The organism is Streptomyces dryopteridis, assembly GCF_049606955.1.
Taxonomy (GTDB): domain Bacteria; phylum Actinomycetota; class Actinomycetes; order Streptomycetales; family Streptomycetaceae; genus Streptomyces.
This window is the reverse complement of record NZ_CP187113.1, coordinates 6,041,593-6,065,135: the sequence shown is the minus strand read 5'-3', so window position 1 is coordinate 6,065,135 and position 23,543 is coordinate 6,041,593. Positions and strand designations below refer to the sequence as shown.

Sequence of the window (23,543 nt, the reverse complement as noted above, 5' to 3'; positions counted from 1 at the left end):
GCAGGGACCACGGCCGCCCAGGGTGGGGCGTCCGGCCCCGCGGCCTCCCCTGTCAAGCGCTCTCCAGCAAACACCGTGTCAATACTCTCCCGATTCAAACGCCCGCTGATCCTCATCGCCGAGAAGGTCCTCAAAGGCCAGGGCGAAGGGGCCTGGCCTCACTGCGCCACGCGCCGGACTCGGCGCCGCGATCTTTACCCCGAGCTGACCCAGGCCCTGACCGAGGTGACGGTCGGTGACTTCAACGGAGACGGCAACGGTGACGTGATCGCGTTGGAGACGCCACCGGACAACCCCACCTCCACCCGGGCACCGGCGACGGGCGTATCGCCGCACACACCGGTCGCATCCGCATCGGCGCCAACTGGACCACCATGCGCGACCTCACCGCCGGAGACCTCACCGGCGACGCGATTTCCGACCTCATCGGCGTGGAAACGCAGTCCTACGCCCTTTTCCTGGGCCCCGGCATCGGCGCCTCGCTCGGTAGTCGCGAGGCCGGCGGGGTCAATTGGTGGCCGCGAGACCAGGTCGCATACGCGGGCCGTGCCGGTGGTGAGGAGGGCGGGGGGTGCGGGGGCTAGGGAGTGGTTGTGTAGGTGGCTTCCGTGAAGTGGGTGAGTTCTGTGAAGCCCAGGGTGCGGTACAGGTTGATGGCGGGGGTGTTGTCGGCTCGGACGTTCAGGCCGATGTGGCGGACGGTGCGTCCGAGGCGGTGGCACAGTTCGGTGACGCAGGCTCGGGCCGCGCCGCGTCCCCTGAGGTCCGGGTGGGTGGTGACGTTGCCGATGGCCGCGACCTCGTAGGTCGGCGACCAGACGTGCACGCCGGCCACCGCGACGAGTCGGCCGTCCTGTCGGGCGCCTACGTACTGGCCGGTGTCGAGCATGCGCGGGTCGAACCAGTTGCCTGGGTACGCCTGCTCGAACAGGTCCAGCAGGTCGGGCAGGTCCGCGCGGCCCAGCGGGTTCGGGCGCCAGGGCGTGGTCGGTGTGTGGGCGGCGCGGTCGGGTTCGGTGAGGACCATGCGCAGCAGGGTGGCCCGGGGGTGGGCCGTGTACGCGGACTCCAGCACCTTGCCGGCAGCGCCGGTCACGTGTCCGATGAAGCGTCGGGGCAGTACGGGCAGCAGTGCCTCCGCGAGCTCTTCCAGGGCCGTGTCGCGCTCGGGGCGGGCGAAGGCCAGCAGGGTCGGGATGTCGCCGACCGTGTACAGCAGGGCGACGGGGCCGTCGTCGGAGGCCGTGTACCAGGTGGTGTGGGGCCACAGCAGGTCGTCGAGGTCGCCGAGTTCCATCAGGTGCGTGGCCGGGTCCCGGCCGAGGCGTTCGGCGAGGTCGGACCGGTCGTGGAGGCTGCGCAGGATCATCCGACAAGCGTACGGTCGACCTTCGGGGGCGCCGGCACGGCCGCGGGTTGCCGGGGTGGGGTGGGTACGCGGCCCTCCCGGCGGGGGCGGCGTGCGCGGCGTTCCCGTCGGGGGTGGCGTTCGCGGTGGGGGTGGCGTTCCCCTCGGGGGTGGTGCTCGTGGGGTGGGGCGTGACGGTGGGGTGGGGGGATCGTTGCCCGGGCATGGTCAGGTAGTCACGTGATCGATCGACGCCCGGGAAGGACCCATGACATCGAGCAACGCAGCGCCCCCCGTCACCCTTGACCGCCGCACCGGCCCGCACGGCGAGGTGATCCTGCGCCGGCGCGACGAGAACTACGAGATCATCGCCAACGGCTGTTTTCTGATGGACACCTCCGACGGCCGTTCGGAACGGCTCCTCGTCGACGCCGCGCTCGAGCGGACGACCGCCCCGGCGCCGTCGGTGCTGATCGGCGGGCTGGGTGTGGGTTTCTCCCTCGCCCACGCGGCCGCGCGGCCGCGGTGGTCGAGGATCGTCGTGGTGGAGCGCGAGGAAGCCGTGGTCGACTGGCACCGGGCCGGTCCGCTGGGGGTCTTCACCGGTGCCGCGCTGGCCGACCCCCGGGTGGAGGTCCTGCACGCCGACCTCAACGCCCATCTGCGTGCCGGGGTCGCCCGGTACGACGCCTTGTGCCTCGACATCGACAACGGGCCCCAGTGGACCGTCACCGAGGACAACGACAGCCTGTACTCCCCCGCCGGGCTCGCCGCCTGCCGGGCGTGCCTGAACCCCGGGGGGATCCTGGCGATCTGGTCCGCGCGGCCCTCCCCCGCCTTCGAGGACGCCCTTCGTGACGCGGGATTCGACGAGGTACGCACCGTGGAGGTGCCCGTCCCGCGCGGGGTTCCCGACGCCGTGCACCTCGCGCGCAACCCCGCCTGATCGTCCGCGCCCCGGCACGTGGCGCGGCGCCGCCGGCGCGCGTCGCGTGGCCTCGGGGAGCCGGGGCGGGGACAGTGGTGGCGTGATGACGGAGACGGGTGACGGCGGGCACGCGCAGAGCGCGGAGATCAGTACCAGGCTGAACTGGCTGCGCGCCGGGGTGCTCGGCGCGAACGACGGGATCATCTCGACGGCCGGGCTGGTGGTGGGTGTCGCCGGGGCCACGACCTCGCGCGGTGCCATCCTGGCGGCGGGTGTCGCCGGGCTGTTGGCGGGCGCGCTGTCGATGGCGGCCGGGGAGTACGTGTCGGTCAGCTCCCAGCGGGATTCGGAACGGGCGGCGCTGGAACTGGAGCGGCGGGAGTTGGCGCAGTCCCCGCAGCGGGAGTTGGAGGAGCTGACGGAGCTGCTGCGGGAGCGGGGGCTGAGCCGGTCGGTGGCGCGGGAGGCCGCGGTGGAGCTGACGGAGCGCGACGCGTTGCGGGCTCACGCGCGGGTGGAGCTGGGGATCAATCCGGACGAGTTGGCGAATCCGTGGCACGCGGCGGTGGCCAGTCTGATCGCGTTCAGTGTGGGCGCGTTGCTGCCGCTGTTGGCGATCGTGTTGCCGGGGGCTTCGGGCCGGGTGCCGGTGACGGTGCTCGCGGTATTGCTGGCCCTGACCTTGTGCGGGGTGGTCAGTGCCCGGCTGGGCGGGGCGCCGCCGGGGCGGGCCGTGGTGCGCAACGTGGCCGGTGGGGCGCTGGCGATGGCCGTGACCTACGCGGTCGGCACCTGGCTCGGCGGCGGCGCGGCGGGCTGAGGGCGTTGCGCGTGGGCCCGCGTGTCCGGTGGCCCGGTGGCGAGTGAGGTCAGGGTGAGGGTGCCCGGCGGGGGCAGCGGGCGCCGGTCGGGGTGGGTGCGGAAGCCGTCGAGGAGGTGGGCGGTCAGCCGGCGGGAGGCGCGTTCGTCGTCGGGCAGGGCCGTGACCAGCCCGCCGTGCGCGAGGAGTGCGGCGACGAGGTCGGAGGGATGGAAGTCGGGGCGGAGCCGGCCGGTGGCGCGGGCCCGGCGGACGAGGTCGGCGAGGACGCGTTCGGCCGCCTCCCGTTCTCGGGTGTGGGCTCTCGCGTCGACCGGGAACGCGGTGAGGAAGGCGGCGGGGAAGCCGCGTTCCGCGCGTTGGAGACGGCAGAGCTCTTCGAACAGCCCGCTGAACCCGCGCCAGGGGTCGGGGTCGGTGACCGCCGCGGCGAGGGCGGCCCGGCAGGCGGTCATCTGTTCGGCGAATGCCTCGCGGAGGAGGTCGGTGCGGGTCGGGAAGTGCCGGTAGAGCGTGGCGGGGCCGACGCCGGCGCGGCGGGCCACGGCCGCCATGGGCGCGTCGATGCCGCGTTCGGCGAAGATCTCGCGGGCGGCGGTCAGCAGGCGTGAGCGGTTGTGGCGGGCGTCGCGGCGGCGGGACGGGTTGGTGGGGGTCTGTTCGGGGGTGATCCGAGAGGAACGGGTGGTCACTGTCTCTCACCTGGCGCGAAAACGGATGGGGTGTTCCGTTTCTGATCCTACGGTGGGCGGGTCGGGCCGGTGGCGTGCTCGGCGGGACACGGACGGAAGGTGGACGGGGCTGTGGACGAGCGCGTGGAGGCGGGGACGCCGGCGACGATGTGGGCGGTGCTCTTCGACCGGTACGGAGGGCCCGAGGTGCTGCGGCCGGCGCGGGTGCCCCGGCCGGTGCCGCGGGCGGGAGAGGTGCTGGTGCGGGTGGCCGCGTTCAGTGTCAACGGCGGGGAGCTCGCGTTCCGGGCGGGCCGGTTGCGGCCGTTCTCGGGCCGTTCGTTCCCCAAGCGGATCGGGCTGGACCTCACCGGTACGGTCGTGGGTTTCGGTCCGGGTGCTGCCTCGGGGGCCGGTGGGCTCGTCGTCGGGGACCGGGTGTGGGGGGTGCTGGGGCGGACTTCGGGGTTCGGGAGCGCCGCCGAGTACGTGCGGATCCGGCCGGAGCGGCTGGGCCGGGTGCCCGACGGGACGGATCTGGTGACGGCCGCCGTGTTGCCGGTGGCCACGACGGCGGTGACGGCGCTTCGTGACAAGGTGCGGCTGCGGCCCGGTGAGCGGGTCCTGGTCCGGGGCGCGGCCGGCGGGGTGGGCAACGCCGTGGTGCAGCTCGCGGTGGCGGCCGGGGCTGAGGTGACGGGGCTGGCGCGGGCCGAGAACCTGGATTTCGTGCGGGCACTGGGCGCGGCCCGGGCGGTGGACCATCGAGGGGTCGACGCCCGGGCCCTGGGACGGTTCGACGTGGTGGTGGACACGGTGGGCAGTCGACTGTCCGAGTACCGGGCGTTGTTGGCGCCGGGCGGGCGGATGGTGACGATCGCCTTCGACCTGGGCCGACCGGTGCGCTCGCTGGGGTACATCGGGATGAGCGCGGTCCTGCACGGCCGGGGGCGGGTGCGGTTCTTCAGCGGTGATCCGCGGCGCGAGTCGCTCGACGAGGTGGCCCGGCACGTGACGGCGGGGCGGTTGCGGCCGATGGTGGACACCGTGTTCCCTCTGGACCGGACGGCGCAGGCGCACCGGGCGCTGGAGGCGGGTGGGGTGCGCGGCAAGTTCGTGGTGGCGGTCCCGGCCGGCTGAGCGTGACCGGGTACCGGGGGGCGGTGGGCGCGGCGGATCGGTCGTGGGCCGCGTGGTCGCTTGGCGGGTGGGGGTCAGGGGCGGGTGGGGCCGGTTCCCGGCCGGTGCACTGCGGAGAGTCGACGCGGGGCGGGTTCGTCGCGGCGCGGGCCCGGTGGCCTGGACGTGGTTCGACGTCGCTCGGCGTCCGGGGGATCCGGCCTTCGACGAGTGGGTGGCGGAGCGCCGTGGGCAGGCGTGCGGGGAGGTATCGCGTGCGGCATCCGGCCGTGGGTGAGTTCACGCCGGCCTACGAGAGCCTGCGGCTGCCCGACGATCCGGATCAGACGCTGATCATGTACACCGCCGAGGCGGGTTCGCCTTCGGAGGCGGCGTTGCGGATCATCGCCGGTACCGGGCGTGACACGGGGGCGGGTGGGGAGGGTGTGGTGTCGGTTCGTGGTGGGGTGTGGTCCGGTCGGGCGGCGGCGGGGTGAGGGCAGGGCCTCGCGCGGGGGCTCGCGGGGGCTCAGGGCATCCAGCGGTATCCGAGGCGTACGGCGAGTTCTCCGGTGCCGCCGCGGACCACGGCGCGGGGGCGGGGGTCCCCGTCGAGGAGCCGGTTGGCGAGGTCTCGGACCCGTTGCTCGATCGGCGGGTCCGAGGGGTCGTCAAGGGGCAGTGCGAGTTCGAAGTGCAGCCACGGGCCGTCCCCGTCCCATTGTCGGGGGTAGCGGAAGTTCGCGTGGACGCGGTCGAGGCGGTCGCGGCGGACGTGGACGCCCGTCAGGGCGCAGTCCCAGGGGGCGAGGGCGTCGGCGTCCTTGACGGCCTGTTCGAGGAGTCGGGCCGTGGTGTCGACCGGCTGCTCCCAGGTGTGGTCGGCGGCGCAGCGGGCGAGTTCGGCGTCGTAGCGGGTGGCGTCGAAGCGGAGTTCCGGGAGGGTGATCTCGGTGTCCCCCAGGTTCTCCCAGTCGGACCAGATGACCAGATCGCCCTCGCGCCGTACGGTCGCCCACACCGCGCCGCAGCAGGCGGCTCCGCAGTCCGCCTCGGAGAACGTCACCCGGCGGGGTTCCTCGAAGGCGGCCAGGGGGCGTTCATCGGCGGGGCCGGCCCACTCGCGGACCCCGCTCGCGTACCCCTCGGGGTGGATCTCCTCCAGCAGGTCGCGGCCGTCGATCAGGGGGCGCACCTCGACGGGGTCGAGGGCGTGCCGGGCGTCGGGGACGTGGTGACGCAGGGTGAGCACGCTGATCGGGTCCCGATCGGCCCCGAGTTCCATGACCGGACGTATCGACATACCGGGCAGGATAACGGGCGGTGACGGGGCGGTCCGAGGTGGGGGCCTGGGGCCTCGGTCGTGGGGTGTCCGCGTGTCGTGGGCGGTGGTTGCGGGGCTCGTGGCGGGGCAGGCGCGAGGATCGAAGGGCCCGGCACCGCGATGATCCGTCCTCGACACACCTGGAGACCCTCGTGCCCCTGTCCGAAGCCGACCGACGGTTCTTCCTCGCCGAGCCCCGCATCGGGGCGCTCGCCGTGACCCGGCCCGAGCCCGATCGGGCGCCGCTGAACGTGCCGATCTGGTACGCGTACGAGCCCGGTGGTGAGTTGTGGATCACCACCGGGCGGGATTCCGCCAAGGCGCGGGCCCTGGCCGGGGCCGGCCGGTTCTCGCTGATGGTCGAGCGGGTGGAGCCCACGGTGCGGTACGTGTCGGTGGAGGGGCCGGTGGTGTCGACGGAGCCCACGACGGACGCGGAGAAGCGGTCGATGGCCGCCCGCTACCTGCCGGCGGAGGCGGTGGACTCCTTCCTCGCGATGGCGGAGCGTGAGCACGGTCCGCAGCTCACGATCCGGATGCGGCCCGAGCACTGGCTCTCCGCCGATCTCGGTGGCGCCTGAGACGCCGGGGCCTGGACGACGGCCGACCGGGGGCGCTCACACCCGGTGTTCGCGCCAGAACGGGGTGAGGTCCACGGTGGTGGCGGCCTGCGCGGCGCGGGTGAAGTCGCTCGTGTCGGCGACGCCGAGCCAGTGGTCCCGGACGTACCCGCGCATCATGCGGGCCATCGCCGTCGGCCCGAGGACGCGTTCGAGTTCGTGCAGCGCGCAGGCGCCCCGGGCGTAGACCACGCGGCCGTACTCCGAGCGCCGACCCTGCGCGTAGTAGCCCATGGAGCGGGTCAGGGCGGCCGTGTCGGAGGGCCAGGCCGGCCCGTCCTCCAGGCAGCCGGTCCCGTCGTCGCCGTAGTAGAGCTCGCTCGCGTACTGGGCGAAGGACTCGTCGAGCCAGGGCTCCGCGTACTGATCGTTGCCGACGATCCCGTAGAACCACTGGTGGGCGACCTCGTGGGCGACGGCGAAGCCCTCGGTCTCCGTCCACAACAGGACCAGCCCGGGGAACTCCATACTCCCGAACTCGTCGAGGGCGTCGCTCATGACGAGGTCGAGTTCCGCGTACGGGTAGCGCCCGAAGCGTTTCCCGAGGGCGTCGACGGAGCCGATCGCCTCGCGCAGGCTCGCCTCGACGCCTTCGGCGGGGGTGCCGGCGGTCCAGTACGCGCTGACGGCGACGCCGCCGGGTGAGGTGAGCGTCCGGGAGCGGAACGGGCCGGCCGCCCACGCGAAGTCCCGTACGCCCCGGGCGGTGGAGACGCTGATGGTGCGCCCGGGCGGGCCGGGGCGTCGGACGGTGTCGCCGGTGGCGGGCACGAGGAGTGCGGAGGGGTGGTCGAGGACCACGTGGAAGTCGCCGGCGAGGCTGTGGAAGCTCTCGCCGAAGCCGACGTCGGGGTCCAGGCCCTCGCCGTGTCCGTCGCGGACGGCGAGGAGGGGCAGGGCGTTGCCGAGGAAGCGGTGCGCGCCGTCGCGGCCGAAGCGGTGGATCCGGTCCGGGACGGTGATCGACAGGTCGAGGGCGACGGTGGCGCGGGCGCCGCGCGGCACGGGGGCCGGCAGGTCGATGCGCAGGGCGGTGCAGCCGACCGTGAGGGGGCGGGCGGCGCCGCCGGTGACGTGGTCCACGCGGATCGGCGCGGGCGAGTCGGGGGTGCCGCAACCGCCGCCGGGGGCGCCCGCGTTGCCCCACAGGCGCAGGTCCACGGAGCGCAGGGGCGCGGCGGCGGCGTTGCGGAAGGTGATCTCCTGCCGGCCGGTCCACCGGGTGCCGTCCTCGTCGGCGCGCAGGCGGAGCTCGTACTTCGGGCGGTCCGGTGTCGCGGGTGCGGTCGTGGGCCCGGTCGTGGGCCCGGTCGGGACCCGGTTCGCCCCGTGGGTGGCCTCGGTGGTTCTCGTGGGGCCGGGCGCGGTGGGGCTCTGGGCCGTCGCGGCCGGGATCGCGGCCGAGGGGAGGGACAGCGCGAGCACGCCCACCAGCGCGAGCGTCAACTCCCTTGCGCGGCGCCTGAGTGGGGTCATGGCGTCAGGGTAGGGCGCGCGCCCCGGCCCGCGCGATGGTCGTGCGCCGGGAGTGCGCGCGGGGGCTCAGCTCGCTTGGAGGGCGAGGGTGGGCGAGAGGCGGGAGGCGCGGACGGCGGGGTAGAGGCCGGCGACGGTGCCGATGACGAGGGTGGCGCCGAAACCTCCGGTGACCGCCCACAGGGGTACCACCCAGGGGAGGTCTCCGGCGTGGGCGTAGAGGGCGGTGGCCAGGGCCCCGAGGGCGATGCCGGCCAGGCCGCCGAGGCCGGAGAGGAGGAGGGACTCGGTGACGAATTGGACGCGGATCTGGCCCTTGGTGGCGCCCAGGGACCGGCGCAGGCCGATCTCGTGGCGGCGCTCCAGCACCGAGATGATCATGGTGTTGGCGACACCCACGCCGCCGACGAGGAGGGCGATGCCGCCGAGGCCGAGCAGGAGGGTGCTGAAGGCGCCTTCGGTGGCGGCCTTGGCCTGGAGGGCGGCGGAGGGGTCGGTGACGGCGACGGAGGTGGGGGTCTCGGGGTCGGCGGTGCGCGGGATCAGGTCGCGGACGGCCTGGACGCGGTGGTCGTCGGCGCGTTCGTAGATGCCGGTGGGGTGGCCGTCGAAGCCGAGAAGGTCTCGGGCCACGTCCCAGCCGACGAGGGCGGAGCGTTCGATCTCGGGGGCCAGGGGGATCGGGGCGAGGATGCCGAGGACGGTGAAGTAGCGGCCGCCGATGAACACCTGTTGGCCGGGGGCGGTGATGCCCAGGCGGTCGGCGGAGACGTGGCCGAGGACGACGGAGGGGTAGCGGCCGGTGGCCGCATTGAGCCAGGTGCCGGAGGTGAGGTGGGCCCGGAGGGTGCCGGGCAGGTCGTCCTTGACGGCCTTGACCGTGATGCCGCCGGTCTCGTCGCGGGAGATGTTCTCGCTGCGGCGGACGGATTCGGGCACGTCGCCGGTGGTGCCCACGGATTCGACGCCGTCGATCCGGGCGATCATCGCGGGGGCCTCGGGCGGCAGTTTGGCGGGCTGGTCGGGGACCAGGGACTGGCCGGGGGTGACCAGGAGCATGTTGGTGCCGAGTTTGTCGAGTTCGCGCAGGAGCTTGGCCTGGCTGGAGGAGGAGATGCCGACCACGGCGATCATCGTGGCGATGCCGATGGCGATGCCCAGGGCGGAGAGGAAGACCCGCATGGGCCGTGAGCGCAGCCCGGCGGAGCCGACGTGCAGCACGTCGCGGGGGGTCAGGCGGGGCGGGGCGAGTTTGGGGGGTGCGGTGTGGGCGCGGCGTCCCATCAGTGGCCTCCTGTCCGGTTCCACACGTCGGCGACGACGTGGCCGTCGCGGATGCGGACCTGGCGGGGCAGGCTCTCGGCGATCTCGTTGTCGTGGGTGATCACGGCGATGGTGGCCCCGTCCCGGTTGAGTTCGTGCAGCAGCTCCATGACGGCGGTGCCGGAGGCGGTGTCGAGGGCGCCGGTGGGTTCGTCGGCGAGCAGGAGGTCGGGTTCGCCGGCGACGGCGCGGGCGATGGCGACGCGTTGTTTCTGGCCGCCGGAGAGTTCGTGGGGGCGGTGGTCCATGCGGTCGCCGAGGCCGACGCGTTCGAGTGCGGTGCGGGCCCGGCGGTCGCGTTCGGCGCGGGAGAGCCCGGAGTAGAGGAGTCCCTCGGCGACGTTGGCGCGGGCGCTGACCCCGGGGACGAGGTGGAAGGACTGGAAGACGAAGCCGACGTGGCGGGAGCGCAGCGCGGACAGGGCGCGGTCGGAGAGTCGGGAGATGTCGTGGCCGGCGATGGCGACGCGGCCGGCGGTGGGCCGGTCGAGGGTGCCGACGATGTGCAGGAGGGTGGACTTCCCGGAGCCGGAGGGCCCGACGATGGCGAGGAGTTCGCCGGGGGCGATGGTGAGGTCGACGCCGCCGAGGGCGGTGACCCCGCCGGGGTACTCCTTGGTGACGCCGGTCAGTTCGACGACGGGGTGCGGGGCGTGGACCCGGTCGGTGGGCTCGTTCGGGACGACGGGCAGGGGCGCGGTCGGGTGGTTCACGCGGAGGGCACCCCCACGAGCATGCCCTCCTTGAGGGCGCCGCCGGTGATCTCGACGCGGCCCTTGCCGAAGGCGCCGAGTTCCACCGTGACCTCGTGGGCCTTGCCGTTCTCGACGACCTGGACGCCGAAGCCGCCGCCGGACAGGGCGAGGAGCGCGTTGACGGGGACGGAGAGGACGTCCTTGCGGACGGGGCCGGGCAGGTTGACGGAGACCGGGGCGCGGTCGGGTCCCTTGAGGGAGCCGGCGTTGTCGAGGGTGATCTCGACGGTGATCTTCGGCTTCTTGTCGCCGCCGCCCCCGCCGCCGGACGCGGCGCCGGCCTCGCTTCCGGTGTCGGCGGTGGCGCCGACGGAGTCGACGGTGCCGTTGGCGGTCTTGCCGTCGGAGGTGCGGACGCTGACGGCGTCCCCGGTCTTGATCGTGGCGGCCTTGGCGGCGTCGAGTTGGAGGTGCACCATGCGTTCGGTGCCGGTGAGGGTCAGGACGGGTTTGCCGGAGGCGGCTTCGTCGCCGACCGCCATGTCGTTCTTCTGGACGCGTTGGGGGCCGGAGGCGAACGCGATGTCGCCCAGGGCGATCTCGCCGGTCTGCTTCGCGTCGTGCGACTTCTGCCAGCGTTTGACGGCGGTGGTGGTGCCGGTGGTGAAGGTGCCGTCGGAGGCGTCCAGGCCGGTGCCGAAGCCGAGGGCCTGGAGGTTGCGCTTGAGCTGTTTGACGTCCTCGCCCTTGTCGCCCTGTTTCAGCGCCCGGTAGGCGGGGGTGGTGCCGTAGAAGAGGCGGACGGGGTGGCCGTTGACCTCGTACAGCTTCCCGTCGCGTTCGAGGGTGGCGCCGTTCTCGGCGGTCCAGGTGAGGATCGCGGGGCCCGGGGCGGTGCCGGTGCCGGTGCCGCCGGTGCCCGCGCTGCCGGAGGGGGCGGGGCTCGGGGTGGCGTCGCCCGCGCCGGTGCCGGGGGATCCGACCGCGTTCAGTTTGCGTTCCTTGGCGTAGCCGAGGGTGCCGTCGACGCTGACGCCCGAGCCGAGGTCGCCCCGGGTGACGGGGGCGGTGGCCTTCGGGAGGCCGGTCGCCGAGCCGGCCGGGGCCTTGCCGGTGCCGTGGTCGCTGGCGGTCATCGCGTAGCCGGCGCCGGAGGCGACGACCACGACGGCCACCGCGGCGACGGTCCACTTGGCGCGCTTGCCCATCAGCCGGAGCACTTGTTGAGCTGCTTGACGAACGCGTCCGCGTCCGCGCCCTCGGGTACCGCGAGGCCGGTCATGGCGTTGCCGTTGAAGGTGGGGTCGGCCACGTCGAATCCGTGCTCGCGCATGCACTTGGCCTGCTTGAGGGCCTTGTCCTTCTGGGCCTGGGAGACCTCCGGGCCGGAGCCGGGCGGGGTGACCCCGCACTTCTTCAGGGCCGCCGCCGTCTTCTCGGGGTCCCCGCCACCGCCCATGGTCATGCCGCGCGGGTCCTCGCCCGCCTTGGGGTCGGGGGCGTCGAGACCCTGGTCGCGCAGGCACTTGCGGATCTTGAGGGCCTTGTCGGCGTCGGCCCCCGAGCCCGAACCCGAGCCCGAACCGTTTCCGGAGGTGCCGGAGGAGGCCGAGGAGTCGCCCGAGGAGCCGGCGGAGTCGGAGGATCCGGCGGCGCCCGAGCAGGCGGTCGCGAACAGTGTCAGGCCGGTGATGAGCCCGGCGGCGATCAGGGTCGTGGATCGGTTCATGGGCCGGAGCCTGCACCGGAAGCGTGTTTCGATTCCCTTTCCGGCCCCTGTTACAACATGGAAATGTCCGGTTCCGGTAGGGAGGGGGGATGAGAGTTCTGGTGGTGGAGGACGAGGAGTTCCTCCGGGAGATGCTCGCGGAGGGGCTGCGCGGGGACGCGCTGGCCGTGGACGAGGCGGCCGACGGGCTGCAGGCCCTGGAACGGCTGCGGGCCGAGGTCTACGACGTGCTCGTGCTGGACCGGGACCTGCCCGGTCTGCACGGTGACGAGGTGTGCCGGCAGGTCGTGCGGGAGGGATTGCCCACCCGGATCCTGATGCTCACCGCGTCGGGCACCGTCAGCGACCGGGTGGAGGGCCTGGGGCTGGGCGCGGACGACTACCTGACCAAGCCCTTCGCCTACGACGAGCTGCTCGCCCGGGTCCTGGCCCTGGGCCGGCGGGCGCAGCCGGCGCTGCCGCCGGTGCTGGAGCGGGCCGGGCTCACGGTGGACTCGGCGCGGCGGATCGCGGCGTACGACGGGCGGCGGCTGGCCCTCTCCCCCAAGGAGTTCGCGGTGCTGGAGGCGCTGCTGCGGGCGCGGGGGGCGGTGTTGGCGCCCGAGGACCTGATCGACCAGGTGTGGGAGGCGGGCACCTCGTACGCGACCAACGCCGTCCGGGTGACCGTCAGCCGGTTGCGGGCGAAGCTCGGGGACCCGTCGTTGATCGAGAACGTGTCGGGGTCCGGGTACCGGATCGGCGGGCCGAGCTGAGCGGGGCCCGGCGCGTGGTGTGATCGGGGTCACGTGCAGCGGTCCGGGGGGTGCGGACACTACCCGGTGTGGACCATCACCTGTTTGCGGAGATCTACCGGGAGCACGCCCGGGCGATCCACGGGCACGTCGTGCGGATGACGGCCGATCCCGTGGCGGCCGAGGACATCGTGTCCCTGACCTTCCTGGAGGCGTGGCGGCTGCGCGAGGGCTTCTCCGGGGTCGAGAACCGGCGGGCCTGGTTGTTCGGGGTGGCGACGAACGTGTTGCGCAACCACCGGCGGGCCGCGCGCCGGCACCGGGCGGCGATGTCCCGGATGCCGCCGCCCCCGCAGGTCCCGGACTTCTCCGAGGGCGTCGTGTCGGGGATCGAGGACCGGCGACGGATGGAGGCGGCGCTGCGGGCGCTGGGGCGGTTACGCAGGTCGGACCGTGAGGTGCTGCTGTTGCACCTGGTGTCGGGACTGACGCACGAGGAGGTCGCCCGTGCCTGTGGGGTGAGCGTGGGCACGGCGCGGTCGCGGTTGTCGCGGGCCAGGAGCCGGTTGCGGAAGCTGACGGACGAGCAGGTCGGGGCCGGGCGCGAGGCCGCTCGACGGGCGTGGGCCCGGCCGGTACGGGAGGGAAGTCGATGAGGCGTTTCACGGGTGAGGTGCCCTCCGTGCCGGAGGGGGGCGGCGAGCGGGAGCTGCTGGCGGTGGTCGCGGACGAGCGGCTGGCCTTCGCGGGGCGGGAGCGGGTCGGGGAGTTCCTGGCGCGCGAGGCGCTCGCGTCCGGACGGGAGGGGAGCGCGCGCGGACGGTGGGGCGGGCGGGGGTGGGTGGTCTCGCTCGGTTCGGCGGTCGCGGTGTGCGCGGTGACGGTCGCGGTCGTGCTGGGGCGGGGGGCGGCCGGCCCGCCCGAGGAGGGGCGGATCGACGCGGCGGTGGTGCGGTTCCTGGACCGCGCGGCGCTGGCCGCCGGGTCCCGGCCGGCGGAGGCGGCGGGTGCGGGACGGTTCGTGTACGTGCGCACCGTGGGCCACTCCTCCTCCCTGTCCGAACGGCCCGACGGGACCATGGAGTTGGGGCGCACCGATCAGTCCGCCGAGCGGTGGATCCCCGCCGACGGGAGCGCGCCCACCCTCGTGCGGACCCCGGGGGGCGGCACCTCGGAGGAGCCCTTCGCCCCGGGGCCGCCCTCGCTCGGCGCACCCACCCCCGCCTACCTGGCCGGGTTGACCGAGGACCCGGACGAGTTGCTCGGCTTGTTGCGGGCGGAGGCCGAGCGTGCTCACGGGCCGGGCAGCGACTCCACGCTCGGGGTGGACCAGGCGGTGTTCGTGGCCGTCGGCGACCTGCTGGGCGGGGGGCGGGCCTCGGCGCGGACCAGTGCCACGCTCTACCGGGTCGCGACCCGTCTTCCCGGGGTGGTGCTGGTGCCGGGGGTCGTGGACGCGGCGGGCAGGCCCGGGGTGGCGGTGGCGCGGGAGCACGGCGGGGAGCGCCGGGAATGGATCTTCGACGCGGGGAGTCTGGCGTACCTCGGGACGCGCACGGTGTTGCTGCGGGCCTCGGCGTGGGGGGCGGCGGGGGCCGAGGTGGAGTCGACGGCGGTCGTGGCGCGGCGGGTCACGGACCGGGCCGGGGTGGTGCCCGAGGGGTGAGGGCGGCGCGCCCGGTGGTCAGGGGTTCGCCCGTGCTCGGCGGCGCAGTTCCCGCTTGTCGGGTTTGCCGGTGGGGGTCAGGGGGAGGGCGTCGACGAGGTCCACGCGGTGCGGGTCGTGGGTGGCGCCGAGCCGGTCGCGGATCAGGGCGGCGAGGGTGTCCGGGGTCTGGGCGCTGCCGGGGGTGAGGGCCGCGGTGACGTGGACGCGTTCCACCCGGTCCTCGTCCACGACCCCGTAGACGGCGCTCTCGCGGACCCCGGGGACGCCGTCGAGGAGGCGTTCCACCTCCGTGGGGTACACGTGCCCGCCGACGACCACGATGACGTCGTGGGCGCGGTCCACGAGGGTGAGGAGGTCGCCGTCGTCGAGTCGGCCGAGGTCGCCGGTGTGGATCCAGCCGTCCCGCAGGACCCGGGCGGTGGCCTCGGGGGCCCGCCAGTAGCCCGGCATGGTCTGGGCGGAGCGCACGCAGATCTCCCCGACCTCGCCCGGGGGCAGGGGCCGGCCCTCGGGGTCGCGGATCTCCACGTCGACGCCGGGCAGCAGCCGGCCCGCCGAGCCGAGGAGGTCGGGGCGGTCCGGATCGTGTTCGGCGGGGGTCAGGACGCTGACGCTGCCGGCCTCCGCCTGCCCGTATCCCTGTTGCAGGATCGGGCCGAAGCGGCGGACGGCCTGGGCCACGCGGGCCGGGGCGGCCGGGGTGCCGCCGTAGTTGATCAGTCGGAGGGTGGAGGTGTCCGTGCGGTCGAGGTCGGGGTGGTCCAGGAGCCGGTAGAGCAGCGGGGGCAGCAGGAAGGTGTGGGTGACGCCCTCGCGGGCGACGGCGGCCAGGACGGCGCCCGGGTCGAAGGAAGGTTGCAGGATCACGGTGCCGCCGGCGGCGAGGGCCAGGTCGGCCATGTGTCCGGCGAGGTGGGCGAGGGGGGTGCACACGAGGTCGCGGGGGACGGTGTCGCCGAAGAAGCGGCGCACCAGGCCGGCGAGTCGGACCCGGCCGAAGGTGGTGCGGATGCTCTTGGGGGTGCCGGTGGTGCCGCCGGTGTGTCGGATGGCGCACACGTCCTCGGGCCGGGCCCGGCTCGCGAGCGGCGCCGGGTCGCGGTCCCGCGCGAGGGCGAGGAGGTCGAGGGCCCCGGGCGGGGCGGTCGGGGGCACGGGGCCGAGCACGAGGGTGGTGGGGATCGGGGTGAGCCGGGTGAGCGCGGCGGCCCGGTCGACGGCGGGGGCGGCGGCCACGAGCACGCCGGTGTCGGCGTCGGCGAGGATCCGGGCCTGGGTGTCGGCGGCGAGCCCGAGGTGCGGTTGGGTGACGGCGGCGCCGAGCAGATTGGCCGCGTAGCGGGTGGTCATGAGGTGGGGCTCGTTGTCGCCGAGGAGGGCGACCGTGGTACCCCGGTCGACGCCGAGGTCCCGCAGGGCGCGCGCGGTGCGGTGGACGAGGTCGAGGGCCCGCGCCCCGGTCAGGCGGGTCTCCTCCCCCACGATCTTCTCGCGTTCGGGGGTGTGGGCGAGACCGTCGAGGATCTCCTCCACGAAGGAACGGAAGGGTGCTTCGGGGACGGGCATGGCGGATGCGTCCTCCTCGGCGGCCCGGGCGCCGTGCGGGGCGCCGTGCCGCGTCGACGGTGGTGGCACGGCCCCGGTGTGGGGGCGGGGCCGGCCTCGGTCGTCCGACCCAGGGTAGTGAGCGCGGCGGGCCGCGTCCCGGGGCCGCGCGGGCGGGCGGACCGGCGGGATTCTTCCTTTATGCTTCAAGGCGGCTGTGGGGCGGTGGCGTGTCGCTGGGTGCGACAGCCGCGGAGCGACGGCCGGCGGACTCGGACCACTCCTCGGACCCCGGTCCGGGCGGGGATCCCCGGGGCGCGTCCTCGTGGTGTGGAGCCTCGGCCCACCCGCCCGTGAACGAGAAGACCCCCAGGGAGAAGTGAGGTATGTCGGTGATCTGCGTCGGAGGCATGATCGGGATCGGCAAGACGAGTGTGGCCGAACTGATCGCCAAGGAGCTCGGCAGCGAGGTCTTCTACGAGAGCGTGGACGACAACCCGATCCTGCCGCTCTTCTACACGGCGAGCGCCGAGGAGATCCAGGCCAAGCGGTACCCCTTCCTGCTCCAGCTCTACTTCCTCCAGACCCGGTTCGCCGCGATCAAGGAGGCGTACAAGCGGGGTGACAACGTCCTGGACCGGTCCATCTACGAGGACTGGTACTTCGCGAAGGTCAACCACGACCTGGGACGGATCAGCTCGCTGGAGATGCGGGTCTACGAGGGCCTGCTCAACGAGATGATGCGCGAGATCGAGGGCCTGCCGTACCGCAAGGCGCCCGACCTCATGGTCTACCTCAAGGCGGACTTCGAGACGGTGATGCACCGGATCGGGCTGCGGGGGCGTGACTTCGAGCAGGACGAGGGCCTGGTCGAGTACTACCGGATCCTGTGGTCCGGGTACGACGACTGGGTGCACGAGCACTACTCGGCCAGCGAGGTGCTGGTGATCGACATGAACCGCACCGACGTGGTGAACAGGCCCGAGGACGCGGCGCGTGTCGTGCGGGAGGTCCGGGAAGCCCTGGCGCAGGCCCGTCCCGCGCTCTGAGACCCGTCACGCCGGTGCCCCACGAGCTTCGTGGGGCACCGGCGTTTTTGGCGTCACGGGCGGTGCCGGGTGCGCGGCGCGGGGCCGGCTTGAAGTGGATCCGTGGTGATTCGGCCGGTTTCGGGTTGGCCTTATCGGTTCTGTCGCGGGGACCGACGGAGTTCTAGCGTCCGGAAAGCCGATTCCGACCACCGGAATCACCTGTCGGGAGGGGACCCGCGTGTACGTGTGGAGCGATGACATCTGGAGCTATTCCGAGGACCTGGAGTACGTGTGGCAGGTCGGGGTGATGAGCGACGAGCAGGGCCGGATGTGGCCCGCGGTGAACCTCAAGCACGTGAAGATCAACGCGAACGGCCGGTGGCCCTACGTGGAGAGCGTCACGATCAAGGGCGAGTACGCGCTGCGGGCCCCGGACGGCTCCAAGGTCAAGGGCACGTTCGAGCAGAAGAAGACCCCCGGCTCGACCCCGGTCCAGTCCTGGGGGGACCAGACCCTCGCGGTGGGTGAGGGCGGGGCCTGGGTGGTCGAGGCCACGCTGCGTGCCGACGCCTTCGACAACCGTCTGTTCAACTCGCCGCGCACCTACCACGCGAGCTTCACGCAGCAGGTGGACCTCGCGCACGTGGTGGTGCCGGAGCGGGCGCACTTGGTGGCCGGGCACGTGGAGAAGGTCGTGAACGTCGCGGGCGCCTCCCAGGACGGGGGCGGCGCGGTGGACCTGTGGTCCTGGGCCGATGTGGACCAGCAGAAGTTCCGGATGGACCCGCTCGGCAACGGGCACTTCCGGATCATCGCCAAGCACAGCGGCAAGGTGCTGGAGATCGACGGGGCCTGGCAGGACAACGAGACCCCGCTCGTCCAGCGGGACTGGGCCGGTACCCCGAACCAGATGTTCCGGCTCGACCCGCTGGGCGGCGGCTGGTTCCGGATCACCGCCAAGCACAGCGGGAAGGCCCTGACCGTCGGATGGGGCAAGGGGGACGACGGCACGGTGATCCACCAGTGGGACTGGGCGGACCAGCCCCACCAGCGGTTCCAGGTGCGGCCGCTGAACGACGGCGCCTGGTGATCTGACCGGCCCGCCGCCCCTCCCCCGCGCGGGTTCCCTCAGGGGCTCGTCGACGGGGTGGGGGCGGCGGCCGAGTCGGGGGGTGGCGAGCCGGAGGCTCCCGCGCTCGGGGTGAGCGGGTCGGGTGCGGCCGAGCTCGGGGTGAGCGGGTTCGGGGCCGGGGGGCGGGTGCCGGTGGGGGTGCCCTCGGGGGTGGGCACGGTGGCCGAGGGGCTGGGGGTGACGGAGGGGGGTTGGCGGGAGGGGCTGTGCGCGGAGGGCGAGGGGGTGGGGGTGCGGGTGGGTTCCGGGGCGGCCGGGGGCACGGGACGGGGGGACGGGGTCGGGGCCGAGGCCGGCAGCAGGGCCCAGGCCGTGACGGCGACGGCGGTGAGGGCGAGGCCGGCCAGGGCCAGGCGGGCGGTGCGGATCCGGCGGGTGGGATGCGGGGGTTCGGCGTGCCGCAGGTCGCGGGGGGTGAGGGCGTCGGCGCGGGCGGTGAGCGCGGCCCGCAGCCGGTGTTCGAGTGCGGGGTCGGGTCGGTCGGTCATGGGGTGAGTTCCTTCGCCAGGGCCGCCAGGGCTCGGCTCGCGTTGGATTTGACGGCGCCCTGGCTGATGCCGAGGGTGCGGGCGATCTCGGCCTCGCTGAGGCCGGACCAGTAGCGCAGGACGAGGACCTCGCGCCGCCGGGTGGTGAGGCGGGTGAGGGCGGCGAGGACCTCGCGGTGTTCCTCGGCGAGCACGACGTGCTCCTCGGCGGAGCTCGCGGGGCGTTCCACCGGCGGGGTCCAGGCGCGGGCCACGCGGCGCCGGCGCAGCACGGACCGGGCCCGGTTGACCACGGAGGTGCGCAGGTAGGCGAGGGCGTTGTCGACCTCGGTGATGTGCGCGCCGTGGCGTCGGTGGAGGGCGGTGAAGGCGTCCTGTACCACGTCCTCGGCGGTGTGGAGGTCGTCGACGAGGAGGATCGCGAGGCGGACCATGGCCAGGCGGTGGGCGGCGTAGAGGGCGCCGATGGTGGGGCGTTCGCCGTCGACGGCCGGCCGGTCGGCGCGGGCGGCGGCCGCCGTGGGACGGGCGTGGGCGGTGTCCGGGGTGTCGGGGGTGGTCCTGGCGAGCAGGTTGCGCAGGGCGGGGCCCAGACGGGCGAGGCCCGCTCGCCCCCGGAGGGTTCCGGGGGCGAGCGGGCGGGCCGGGGCCGCGAGGTCGAGGCTCGCGGTGGGGGCGGGCATCACGTCAGGCGCGGGTCCTGCGGCGGGCGAGGAGCACGGTGGCCCCGCCCAGGACGAGGAGCCCGACGGCGCCGGCGGTGAGCAGGCCGGCGCTGTCGTCGGAGCCGGTCTCGGCCAGTTCACCGGCGCCGGAGGGGGCCGGGGTGGGGGTGGCGGAGTGGTCGCCGGAGGGGGTGGCGGAACCGGCGGCACCGGAGGGGGCCGGGGAGACGCTCGGGGCCTGGGAGGCCGGGAGGGTGGGGGTGGCCGAGCCGGACGGGACGGGGCGGGAGGTGGCGCCGGCCGAGGGCTCGGCGGGGGCGGGGCTCACCGAGGGGGTGGCGACGGGGGCGGCCGAGCGGCTGGGGACCGGGCTCGGCGCGGCGTCGGCGGCCTGGGCCGTCGCGGCGCCGGCGAGCAGTGTTCCCAGGACGGCGGCGCTGACCGTGACCTGCTTGAATCCGTTCACCACTGAACTCCTCGAACGTCGTGGGGACGCCGGTTCGCGTCCCTCACCCCCTCACGACGTCCCGGACGGGTCGGGGTTGCCGATCTTTCGAGGAAATCTTTTCACGGCCTCCGGCGGGGCTGTCCCAGGGCGGCGGGCGGGGTGTTGCCGGCGGTGGCGCCCTCGGCGAACTGGGGGGTGATGACGAGGACGAACTCGTGGACCCCGTCCTCGGCCGGCCCGTCCAGGACGTAGGACTCGGCGATGCGGATGCCGTGCCGCATGATCAGCTCCTGGTGGACGGGGTAGGCGGCGCCGTCCTCGTTGACCGCGTTGCCCATCACCTCCAGGGCCCAGGTGTCGCCCCCGATCAGGGCGGGGCGCAGCCGCGCCAGGTGCCGGGCCTCACGCAGATAGATGCCGGGAACCCCCTCGGAGCCCTCCCAGCGGCGGATGTCGGCGGGGTCGCGGCGGGCGAGGAGGTGGTTCCAGCCGGTGCGGAAGAGGACGGCGTCGCCGGGTTCGACGGAGCGGATGCGGCCGAAGTCCATCGCGTCGCGGATGTCCTCGACGGTGATGCGGTAGTCGCCGCGCAGCACGGGGCGGCCGTCGGCGGCGGGGGCGCCGAGGTCGCGGCGGGCGTTGCGGGCGAGTTTGACGCCGAGGACGTCGAGGACGACGGCGCGGGTGACGACGGGCCCCATGTGTTCGGCGCCGAGGGCGAGGGTGCCGTGGCCGCGGGCGATGTCGGGGCCGCGCAGTCCGTTGTAGAAGTACTCGCCGGCGCCGATGTGGTTGAGGTTGTCGAGTTGGCAGCCGATTTGGTAGGTGGTCGCCAGCGGGACGGGGTGCTTGGGGGAGAGTTCGGCGGCGAAGCGTTCCTCGTGGATGCTCAGCCTGTTGGTGCCCAGCGGGTGGGGGGAGTTGAGGATGCCGCCCTGGGCCGTGAACTCGGCGGGTGGGGTGTAGCCGAGGACGCTGAGGCGCTGTTCGTAGCTGCGGCGGGGCTCGGTCTTGTAGGCCGGGAAGCCGTTCCACATGAGTTCGCCGAGGTTGTAGGTGGTGACCGGGCGGCGGGTGTCGAGGAGGGCCAGGGCGGCGGCGGTCTTGGCGGGGGTGATCTCGTTGAAGGTGCCGCGCTGGTCGCGGGGGCCGTAGCGGCTGGGGGTCCAGTCGGGGAGGTTGGCCGGGTCGGCGTAGTCGAAGGGCACGTCGTCGGGGTGGCGGCCGGCGGGGCCCGGGGGCGCGGCGGCCGTCGCGGGGGCGGCTCCGGTGGCGGTGACCGCGCCGGCGGCGAGGGCGGCGCCCGCGGCCTTGAGGGCGTCTCGGCGGTCGACGTGGTGGGCGAGGAAGGCGTGCAGGAGTTCGGGATTCACGGGGCCCCTCGACGGCGCGGGTGGTCGGGTGTCGACCGAGCGTAGGGGTGGTGGGGGTGGTGGTGACAGGGGGCGTACGGCGCCGTCGGCACGCGCCGGGGCGGCGCGGGTGGTGACCCGCGCCGCCCCGGTGGTGGTGCGGGCGTCAGTTGTTGGAGCCGACCTGGTTGTCGTGGCCGGCGGTGAACACGTCGTCGCCGGCGAACTGGCCCCAGTCGCCGAACACGAGGTTCACGGCGGGTGATTCGGGGATCACGACGTTCACGTCGGCCGAGGCCACGCCGGCGGAGCCGAGGACGAGGGCGCAGGCGGCGAGGGTCATGAGGCCGGAACGGAGGGATCGCATGGGAACACGCCTTTCGACAGAAAACAGGAACAAGCGGACGGTTCCCGAACTTAGGGCGGGGCCGGGCCCGTGTCGCGGCGCCGACCCGTCAACCGTCCTCGCCCATCCGAATGGCCCTGTGGTGGAACGGTTTTGCTCGTGGGATGTGGGTGACGGAGCGCAGTGCCTCCTCGTGTCGGAGCAGGATCAGGCGGGCGAGCGCGGGGTGTTGGGCCAGGGGCGCGGAGACCTGGTCGGCGCCGGCCGCCTCGGCGCGGCGGGCGAAGTGGCCGGGGGCGAGGAGGTGGCGGGCCAGGGCGATGTGCCGGTGGCCGCGGGCGCGCAGGGCGGCGACGACCTCGGCGGGGGTGGGGCCGGTGGCGCAGAGGTGCGCGGGCAGGACGCGGCGGCCGGTGCGATGGGCGAGGAGCGCGGCCGTGCGGGTGGTCTCGGCGGCGGCGTCGGGGTCGGTGGAACCGGCGGCGGCGAGGACGACGGGGGTGGTGGGCGGCAGCGGGCCGAGGAGGTCGGCGACGGCCTCGGCGAGCAGGGGGTGCGGGCCCAGGGCCCGGGCCGGCAGGCAGCGCAGGTGGCGGGCGGCGGCGATGTGGGCGGGGAGGTCGACGCGCAGGTGGTGGCCGGTGGCCAGGAGCAGGGGCACCAGGACGACGGTGCCGGTGAGGTGGTGGAGGGTTTCGGCGAGGGTGGGGCGGGCCAGGTCGAGCCAGGCGAGGGCGACGGGGTGTCGGGGGCGCAGGGCGCGGACGCGGGCGGCGAGGGTCTCGATGGCGGCGACACCGGCCGGGTCGCGGGTGCCGTGGCCGACCAGGACCAGGGTGGTGGGGTGGTGGGCGCTCATCGTGGGGGCTCCGCCGTGAGCCGGTAGCCGCGTTTGGGGACGGTGCGCACGAGGGGGGCGTGCGGGCCGAGGGCTGCGCGCAGTCGGGCGACGGCGGTTTCGACGGCGTGTTCGTCGGGGCGGGTGCCGGGGCGGGGGGTCCAGACGCGGCGCAGGAGTTCGGCGCGGGATAGGACCCGGCCGGGGTGTTCGGCCAGAGCCCGCAGGACGGCGGCGGACAGGGGCGGGAGCCACAGGGGTTCGGGGTCGACGAGGAGGGCGTTGCCCTGGAGGGTGAGGGTGCCGTCGGGGGTGGTGAAGCGGTGTCGGCCGCGTTCGGGGAGGGTGTCGGTGAGGATCCGCACGAGGGCGCCGAGCCGACCACGTTCGGGGACCAGGGCGGGGACGCCGAGTCGGGCCAGGGGGCGGGCGCAGACCTCGCCGACGCAGACCGGGAGGGTGGTGCCGTCGGTGAGGCGGGTGAGGATCTCGGGGTAGTGGCCGGCGGCGTCGGCGGCGTCGAGGAAGGCGGTGACGGCGGGGGCGCTGGTGAAGGTGAGGGCGTGGACCTCGCCGCGGGTGGTGAGTTCGGCGAGGCGGCGGACGGCGTGCGGGTCCTCGGGGGGTGCCCAGCGGTAGACGGGGACCTCGATGACGTGGGCGCCGCGTTCGCGCAGGGCGGTGGTCAGGCCGGGCAGGGGGGCGCCGTGCTCCTGGACGGCGACGCGGCGGCCGGTGACGCCTTCGGCGAGGAGTCGGGCGAGGAGTTCGTCGATGCCCTCGGAGGGCGGGGCCCAGGTCTCGTCGAGGCCGGTGGCGCGGACGGCTCCGGTGGCCTTGGGGCCGCGGGAGAGGATGCGGGCCCGGGTGAGGGTGTGGTGCAGGGCGGGTCCGTGGCCCCAGCCGTCGGCGGCGCTGAGCCAGCCGCGCCAGCCGACGCCGGTGGTGGCGACCGCGTAGTCGAGGGGCGCGGCCAGGCAGCGTTCGGTGGCGGTGCGCAGGGCGGCGTCGTCGTCGAGGGGGAGGATGCGCAGGCTGGGGGCCTCGATCACGCGGGCTCCACGCCGGACGAGGAGGGCGGTGAGTTCCTCGCGGCGGCGGGCGGCGGTGACGCCGACGGTGAAGCCGCACAGCGGCCGGTCGGGGGTGCGGGTGCTCATGGCTCGCAGGCTGGGGCAGGGGCGTTGCGCCGGTGTTGCCCCGCCATCACGCGGGGGTTAGGGAAGGCGGCCGTGGTGTTAC

The 23,543-nt window shown here is 74.4% G+C and carries 26 protein-coding genes; 10 read left to right on the top strand and 16 right to left on the bottom strand.

What is annotated here, in order from left to right:
• Window positions 1-580: 580 nt before the first annotated feature.
• Window positions 581-1,369, bottom strand: a complete 789-nt coding sequence (locus ACN20G_RS26330) for a GNAT family N-acetyltransferase (RefSeq protein WP_424215297.1) — start codon at window positions 1,367-1,369, stop codon at window positions 581-583.
• A 247-nt stretch (window positions 1,370-1,616) separates the two neighbouring features.
• Between ACN20G_RS26330 and ACN20G_RS26325 the strand changes: the two genes are divergently transcribed.
• Both ACN20G_RS26325 and ACN20G_RS26320 read left to right on the top strand, forming a co-directional pair.
• The gene (locus ACN20G_RS26325; protein WP_424215296.1) at window positions 1,617-2,294 is read left to right on the top strand and encodes a spermidine synthase; all 678 of its coding nucleotides are present in this window, start codon (window positions 1,617-1,619) and stop codon (window positions 2,292-2,294) included.
• Window positions 2,295-2,379: 85 nt separating this feature from the next.
• Window positions 2,380-3,096: a VIT1/CCC1 transporter family protein gene (locus ACN20G_RS26320; RefSeq protein WP_424215691.1), complete on the top strand. Its 717-nt coding sequence runs from the start codon at window positions 2,380-2,382 to the stop codon at window positions 3,094-3,096.
• Here the strand turns inward: ACN20G_RS26320 and ACN20G_RS26315 are convergent.
• Window positions 3,054-3,788 (bottom strand): TetR/AcrR family transcriptional regulator, encoded by a 735-nt coding sequence (locus ACN20G_RS26315; protein WP_424215295.1) that lies wholly within the window; start codon window positions 3,786-3,788, stop codon window positions 3,054-3,056. The genes ACN20G_RS26320 and ACN20G_RS26315 overlap by 43 nt on opposite strands.
• A gap of 147 nt (window positions 3,789-3,935) precedes the next feature.
• Between ACN20G_RS26315 and ACN20G_RS26310 the strand changes: the two genes are divergently transcribed.
• A complete protein-coding gene (locus ACN20G_RS26310; protein WP_424215690.1) occupies window positions 3,936-4,907 on the top strand; it encodes an NAD(P)-dependent alcohol dehydrogenase in 972 nt (323 codons plus the stop codon).
• 2 nt (window positions 4,908-4,909) lie between these two features.
• Window positions 4,910-5,383, top strand: a complete 474-nt coding sequence (locus tag ACN20G_RS26305; RefSeq protein ID WP_424215294.1) for a hypothetical protein — start codon at window positions 4,910-4,912, stop codon at window positions 5,381-5,383.
• A 32-nt stretch (window positions 5,384-5,415) separates the two neighbouring features.
• Here ACN20G_RS26305 and ACN20G_RS26300 read toward each other — a convergent pair whose 3' ends face one another.
• Window positions 5,416-6,189: a hypothetical protein gene (locus ACN20G_RS26300; RefSeq protein ID WP_424215293.1), complete on the bottom strand. Its 774-nt coding sequence runs from the start codon at window positions 6,187-6,189 to the stop codon at window positions 5,416-5,418.
• A gap of 173 nt (window positions 6,190-6,362) precedes the next feature.
• On the opposite strand from ACN20G_RS26300, the gene ACN20G_RS26295 reads away from it, so the two are divergent.
• Window positions 6,363-6,791, top strand: coding sequence for a pyridoxamine 5'-phosphate oxidase family protein (locus tag ACN20G_RS26295; RefSeq protein ID WP_424215292.1), 429 nt, complete (start codon window positions 6,363-6,365; stop codon window positions 6,789-6,791).
• Between the two features lie 36 nt (window positions 6,792-6,827).
• Here ACN20G_RS26295 and ACN20G_RS26290 read toward each other — a convergent pair whose 3' ends face one another.
• The 5 genes from ACN20G_RS26290 to ACN20G_RS26270 all read right to left on the bottom strand — a co-directional run bounded on the left by ACN20G_RS26290 (window position 6,828) and on the right by ACN20G_RS26270 (window position 12,053).
• Window positions 6,828-8,306 (bottom strand): M1 family metallopeptidase, encoded by a 1,479-nt coding sequence (locus ACN20G_RS26290; protein ID WP_424215291.1) that lies wholly within the window; start codon window positions 8,304-8,306, stop codon window positions 6,828-6,830.
• A 66-nt stretch (window positions 8,307-8,372) separates the two neighbouring features.
• Window positions 8,373-9,590 carry an ABC transporter permease gene (locus tag ACN20G_RS26285; RefSeq protein WP_424215290.1) on the bottom strand — a complete coding sequence of 406 codons (1,218 nt, stop codon included), beginning with the start codon at window positions 9,588-9,590 and terminating at the stop codon, window positions 8,373-8,375.
• Window positions 9,590-10,321, bottom strand: a complete 732-nt coding sequence (locus ACN20G_RS26280) for an ABC transporter ATP-binding protein (RefSeq protein WP_424215689.1) — start codon at window positions 10,319-10,321, stop codon at window positions 9,590-9,592. Before ACN20G_RS26280 ends, ACN20G_RS26285 begins: the two co-directional genes overlap by 1 nt.
• 17 nt (window positions 10,322-10,338) lie before the next feature.
• Window positions 10,339-11,544 carry a peptidoglycan-binding protein gene (locus ACN20G_RS26275; protein WP_424215289.1) on the bottom strand — a complete coding sequence of 402 codons (1,206 nt, stop codon included), beginning with the start codon at window positions 11,542-11,544 and terminating at the stop codon, window positions 10,339-10,341.
• Window positions 11,532-12,053, bottom strand: coding sequence for a hypothetical protein (locus ACN20G_RS26270; RefSeq protein ID WP_424215288.1), 522 nt, complete (start codon window positions 12,051-12,053; stop codon window positions 11,532-11,534). Before ACN20G_RS26270 ends, ACN20G_RS26275 begins: the two co-directional genes overlap by 13 nt.
• A gap of 89 nt (window positions 12,054-12,142) precedes the next feature.
• Between ACN20G_RS26270 and ACN20G_RS26265 the strand changes: the two genes are divergently transcribed.
• The 3 genes from ACN20G_RS26265 to ACN20G_RS26255 all read left to right on the top strand — a co-directional run bounded on the left by ACN20G_RS26265 (window position 12,143) and on the right by ACN20G_RS26255 (window position 14,453).
• The gene (locus tag ACN20G_RS26265) at window positions 12,143-12,808 is read left to right on the top strand and encodes a response regulator transcription factor (protein ID WP_424215287.1); all 666 of its coding nucleotides are present in this window, start codon (window positions 12,143-12,145) and stop codon (window positions 12,806-12,808) included.
• Window positions 12,809-12,876: 68 nt separating this feature from the next.
• Window positions 12,877-13,443 carry an RNA polymerase sigma factor gene (locus tag ACN20G_RS26260; RefSeq protein ID WP_424215286.1) on the top strand — a complete coding sequence of 189 codons (567 nt, stop codon included), beginning with the start codon at window positions 12,877-12,879 and terminating at the stop codon, window positions 13,441-13,443.
• Window positions 13,440-14,453 carry a CU044_5270 family protein gene (locus tag ACN20G_RS26255; RefSeq protein ID WP_424215285.1) on the top strand — a complete coding sequence of 338 codons (1,014 nt, stop codon included), beginning with the start codon at window positions 13,440-13,442 and terminating at the stop codon, window positions 14,451-14,453. The genes ACN20G_RS26260 and ACN20G_RS26255 overlap by 4 nt, the downstream gene beginning before the upstream one ends.
• An 18-nt stretch (window positions 14,454-14,471) precedes the next feature.
• On the opposite strand, the gene ACN20G_RS26250 is transcribed toward ACN20G_RS26255, so the two are convergent.
• Window positions 14,472-16,022, bottom strand: coding sequence for an AMP-binding protein (locus tag ACN20G_RS26250; protein WP_424215284.1), 1,551 nt, complete (start codon window positions 16,020-16,022; stop codon window positions 14,472-14,474).
• A 365-nt stretch (window positions 16,023-16,387) separates the two neighbouring features.
• Between ACN20G_RS26250 and ACN20G_RS26245 the strand changes: the two genes are divergently transcribed.
• Complete coding sequence (locus ACN20G_RS26245) at window positions 16,388-17,050, top strand: deoxynucleoside kinase (protein WP_424215283.1); 663 nt, start codon at window positions 16,388-16,390, stop codon at window positions 17,048-17,050.
• A 220-nt stretch (window positions 17,051-17,270) separates the two neighbouring features.
• Window positions 17,271-18,122 (top strand): RICIN domain-containing protein, encoded by an 852-nt coding sequence (locus ACN20G_RS26240; RefSeq protein WP_424215282.1) that lies wholly within the window; start codon window positions 17,271-17,273, stop codon window positions 18,120-18,122.
• 38 nt (window positions 18,123-18,160) lie between these two features.
• Here the strand turns inward: ACN20G_RS26240 and ACN20G_RS26235 are convergent, their stop codons facing one another.
• The 7 genes from ACN20G_RS26235 to ACN20G_RS26205 all read right to left on the bottom strand — a co-directional run bounded on the left by ACN20G_RS26235 (window position 18,161) and on the right by ACN20G_RS26205 (window position 23,461).
• Window positions 18,161-18,652 carry a hypothetical protein gene (locus ACN20G_RS26235; protein ID WP_424215281.1) on the bottom strand — a complete coding sequence of 164 codons (492 nt, stop codon included), beginning with the start codon at window positions 18,650-18,652 and terminating at the stop codon, window positions 18,161-18,163.
• Window positions 18,649-19,335, bottom strand: a complete 687-nt coding sequence (locus tag ACN20G_RS26230) for an RNA polymerase sigma factor (RefSeq protein WP_424215280.1) — start codon at window positions 19,333-19,335, stop codon at window positions 18,649-18,651. The genes ACN20G_RS26235 and ACN20G_RS26230 overlap by 4 nt, the downstream gene beginning before the upstream one ends.
• A gap of 4 nt (window positions 19,336-19,339) precedes the next feature.
• Complete coding sequence (locus ACN20G_RS26225) at window positions 19,340-19,783, bottom strand: LAETG motif-containing sortase-dependent surface protein (protein ID WP_424215279.1); 444 nt, start codon at window positions 19,781-19,783, stop codon at window positions 19,340-19,342.
• Window positions 19,784-19,884: 101 nt separating this feature from the next.
• Window positions 19,885-21,138 carry a cyclase family protein gene (locus ACN20G_RS26220; RefSeq protein ID WP_424215278.1) on the bottom strand — a complete coding sequence of 418 codons (1,254 nt, stop codon included), beginning with the start codon at window positions 21,136-21,138 and terminating at the stop codon, window positions 19,885-19,887.
• A 145-nt stretch (window positions 21,139-21,283) separates the two neighbouring features.
• Window positions 21,284-21,484, bottom strand: coding sequence for a hypothetical protein (locus ACN20G_RS26215; RefSeq protein ID WP_424215277.1), 201 nt, complete (start codon window positions 21,482-21,484; stop codon window positions 21,284-21,286).
• Window positions 21,485-21,572: 88 nt separating this feature from the next.
• Window positions 21,573-22,322, bottom strand: coding sequence for a sirohydrochlorin chelatase (locus tag ACN20G_RS26210; RefSeq protein WP_424215276.1), 750 nt, complete (start codon window positions 22,320-22,322; stop codon window positions 21,573-21,575).
• Window positions 22,319-23,461 (bottom strand): uroporphyrinogen-III synthase, encoded by a 1,143-nt coding sequence (locus ACN20G_RS26205; RefSeq protein ID WP_424215275.1) that lies wholly within the window; start codon window positions 23,459-23,461, stop codon window positions 22,319-22,321. The genes ACN20G_RS26210 and ACN20G_RS26205 overlap by 4 nt, the downstream gene beginning before the upstream one ends.
• Between the last annotated feature and the right edge of the window lie 82 nt (window positions 23,462-23,543).